Here is a 3,801-nt window from a genome sequence, read left to right as displayed (position 1 = left end):
ATATGGTTCACTAGCTCAGTCGGTAGAGCACATGACTTTTAATCATGGTGTCCGGGGTTCGATCCCCCGGTGAGCCACCAAAAGCACTTCATATTGAAGTGCTTTTTTGTTATAAAGTATTAAATTATTAATAATAATCCAAACCTTAAAATAAATTCATTAAGGGGCGAATAATATAAAATGTATTATACTATATTAACATAGAAGGGAGATGGGATAGTGTATTTAGCAAGTTTAGATATATTTTCTAACGAATTAGTCAAAGAAGTTATGAGTAGTAATGCATATAACATATGGAAAAATGTTGCCATAGGAACTGGAATATTTGTATTGTTATTATTCTTAAGAAATATATTTGCCAAGTATATTATAAAAATATTAGACAAGGTGTTCTCTAAACTTAATTTTAGAGCAACTCACAAAGTCATAATGGCATTTGAAGGTTCTTTCAAATCCTTTTTTATAGTGTTAGGAGGATATATATTTTTAAGGTCACTCTCTAATGCATTGCCAATAAGCATACTATTAATTAATAATTTACTGTCAACAGCTATAGTTTTGCTAATAGTTAATGGGTTGTTGAACCTAACAAAGGATTCTTCTATACTATTTGAAAAGGTAAATGAAACATATGATGTAAGGATAGATAAAATATTTTATCCACTAATATCTAAAGTTTTAAAAGCAGTAGTATTAGCTTTTGCTGTCATTCAGATAGCAGATATCTGGGGATTTGATATAAAAGCCTTCATTACTGGGTTAGGCCTTGGAGGATTAGCCTTTGCTTTAGCTGCTAAAGACTTTGCAGCTAATTTAATTGCAGGTGTAGTAATTATCTTTGATAAGCCATTTTCAATTGGTGACTGGATAAAGTGTAGAGATTTAGAGGGTGTTGTAGAAGATATATCCTTTAGAAGCACTAAGATAAGAACCTTTGAAAAAGTGTTAATTACCGTTCCTAATTCAATGCTTGCAAATGACCCAATACTTAACTTTAATAGAAGAGACACTAGAAGAGTTACCATGAACTTAGGCATAACATATAATACCACTATTGAGAAGATACAGATGTGTGTAGATCGAATTTATATAATGTTGTGTGACCATTATGGAGTGAATAAGGATACAGCTCATGTTAGTTTTGATAAATTTAATGAAAGTAGTTTAGATATTTTTGTACAGTTTTTTACAAATACAGTGCAATTTGAAGAGTTTATGAAAATAAAACAAGATATAAACTGTAATATTATGAAAATATTACAGGAAGAAGGTATATCGATTGCATTTCCAAGCAGGAGTATTTATATGGAGGATGTAAGCACAAATATAAATAATAACATATCTAAGATAGATAATTAGGTATATATCTTCACAGAATTGTAAAATAAACAAATAAGCTTTGTCATAAGACCAATAAGTTTTTATGGAAGTTGTTTAACAGCAATGAAACATATTAGTAAAGCGAGGTATGAATTATACCTCGCTTTACTAATATGCTTAAGAAATAGGATTTGTAAATCCTTTGCCTTGTACTTCAGATGTGTCAATAATGGAAAGAAAAGCATTTTCATCAATAGACCTAATAATATGCTTAATTTTAGGTAATTGAGAAAGTGACACTACACAATACAAAACATTTTTTTTCTCATGAGAGTATGCGCCTTCACCATATAGAACAGTTATACCTCTATGAAGTTCATCCATTATTGCTTCACTGACTTCTTTTTGTTTTTTAGTAATTATAAGTAGCATTCTTTGTGTATTAAAACCTTTAATTACTTTCTCCATTGAAATAGAAGTAATGTAGATTGATACCAGGGTATAGAGTCCTACTGTAAACTCAAATAGAATAGCACCTATAGATACAATAATAAAGTTAACTGCAAAGGACATAGACCCCAAGTTTATATCGTATTTTTTCTTCATATACATACTTATAATGTCTAAGCCCCCAGTAGAACCATAATTAGTGAACACAATTCCTAGACCAAGACCATTTAACACACCTCCATAGATGCAATATAAAAGTTTATTTGAATCTGTTACTGGAGCTAGGAGAGTGTTTAATGGAGTGGTTACTATTAAACCTAGGGAAAGTGAGATTAGCCCTAGAAATGTTAAGATAGTAAATTTTTTATTTATCTTCAATACACTAAGAATGAATAATGGGATATTTAGAATAAGAACAGTAACTCCTACCGATACCCCAGATAGGTATTTAATTATTAGCGCAATACCAGAAACACCACCACTAAGAAGATTTGAGGGTATTATAAATAAGTTTATAGCAATGGCACATATAACACTGCCTAAAACAATCATAATACAACACTTTATAAGTTCTTGTTTTTTCATACCTAAATACAAATCCATAAGATCCTCCTAAAAAATTGATTAAAAATATATTATATATTAGTTATAACACTATTTCTATACCTATATCATAATCACGTTTAACTTCGAGAAAAAATAAAAGTTAAGTTACTAGTAATTGTGATTTAAGCACTAAATTACATATAGTATTGCTTAATAGCAAAAAAAATATAAAAGGTCTTTAGAACCTTTTATATTTAAATAAAAATAAGTTTATAAGCTTGTGTTTAGAAAAATGTAGAGTAAGTTTTAAGTTGTTCATATATAGATCTAACACCATAATGCCAATCCTTATCCTCTGAATATTTTCTATTTATCCATACAAATAAATCTATGTTAGTAGGCTTATCTTTAGACAAGTTAATAACTGTTCTTGACACTATTCTTGAAGCATCAGATATATCTGTATTATATTTTTGCCAACTATTAAAAACATTATATGGATTATTAGCAATTTTTTCTGCATTCTTACTTTCTTTTGGAACAAAAGATTGTTCTTGGCCTGCAATAGCAAAAAGTAACAAAGGGTTGAGATTAAAATCCTTTGATGTACTTATTATAGAGGAAAAATACGGTTCCTCACCTAATAATGAACCTCTTAAACTTAGGTATTCTCTCAATGAGTTTTCATCTATTGAGTTGTACTTAAATTCATTAGGAAGATGCGCTGTCCTGCTTTTATTTTGGGCCTCAGACTTAGCTTTATATAAATTAGTTTGTTTTTTCTGAGACGTATTTAAGTAGTAACTATAATATCTGTCATCATCTAGTGAGAGGTCAGTAAATGAACTTTTGCTTTCCTTTTTATTAGATAATGATAAAAGATTTAGCTTAGAATTATTGTAAGATAGCTTATTACTAAATGTTGCAATAGTTAAATTACTATTTGACATACTAAATATGTAAGTAACGTTATAAGTCAAAAGTATTGTAAGTATTATTAAATATAAAGTTGAATTTTGAAAATCATTAAATCCATTGTTTTTATTACTCATAAATAATATCACCATACTAATTATTTTATTGATTTAAAGTATAAAGTTAATTTTGCCAAATAAATTTAATAATATTCATGGCAGAAAATTCACCACAATTTTCATACTAATTTTATAAGTATGATTGTTAATTAGCATTTCCCAATATTCAGTGATTATATACATATAATTTCAGAGATTATTAAGTTAAGTTTTAAAATACAGCTACAATGGATGGTTTAGTACTATATAATATGTAGACAGTTTAATATAAATAAAAATTAATTTTTAAAAATATGTTGACTTAAGAGTTTTATCATGATAGTATATATTTTGTCGAAATTAATAAAATTTGTTTATTAGATTTTAATATAGAAAATAAATAAATTAATAAAAATATTGACAAAGATTTTAAATGATGATAAGATATAAAAGTCGCCAGATGGTGACAACG

At 27.7% G+C, this 3,801-nt stretch carries 3 protein-coding genes and 1 tRNA gene; 2 read left to right on the top strand and 2 right to left on the bottom strand.

What is annotated here, in order from left to right:
• Positions 1-4: 4 nt before the first annotated feature.
• Both C661_RS0120750 and C661_RS22495 read left to right on the top strand, forming a co-directional pair.
• Positions 5-80: transfer RNA gene (locus C661_RS0120750), tRNA-Lys, on the top strand.
• Between the two features lie 139 nt (positions 81-219).
• The gene (locus C661_RS22495; RefSeq protein WP_017417239.1) at positions 220-1,359 is read left to right on the top strand and encodes a mechanosensitive ion channel family protein; all 1,140 of its coding nucleotides are present in this window, start codon (positions 220-222) and stop codon (positions 1,357-1,359) included.
• Between the two features lie 138 nt (positions 1,360-1,497).
• Here C661_RS22495 and C661_RS0120740 read toward each other — a convergent pair whose 3' ends face one another.
• On the bottom strand, positions 1,498-2,373 hold the full coding sequence (locus tag C661_RS0120740) for a YitT family protein (protein ID WP_017417238.1): 876 nt from the start codon (positions 2,371-2,373) through the stop codon (positions 1,498-1,500).
• Positions 2,374-2,600: 227 nt separating this feature from the next.
• Positions 2,601-3,368 (bottom strand): hypothetical protein, encoded by a 768-nt coding sequence (locus C661_RS22490; protein WP_017417237.1) that lies wholly within the window; start codon positions 3,366-3,368, stop codon positions 2,601-2,603.
• Between the last annotated feature and the right edge of the window lie 433 nt (positions 3,369-3,801).

The organism is Clostridium tunisiense TJ, from assembly GCF_000300195.1.
Lineage (GTDB): Bacteria > Bacillota > Clostridia > Clostridiales > Clostridiaceae > Clostridium_J > Clostridium_J tunisiense.
The sequence above is the reverse complement of the archived record's forward strand: the minus strand, read 5'-3'. Positions and strand labels throughout refer to the sequence as shown.

What these genes read in the sequence shown, in the direction of transcription:
- C661_RS22490 (WP_017417237.1), bottom strand. Translation starts at nt 3,368, where the DNA reads ATGAGTAATAAAAACAATGGATTTAATGATTTTCAAAATTCAACTTTA.
- C661_RS0120740 (WP_017417238.1), bottom strand. Translation starts at nt 2,373, where the DNA reads ATGGATTTGTATTTAGGTATGAAAAAACAAGAACTTATAAAGTGTTGT.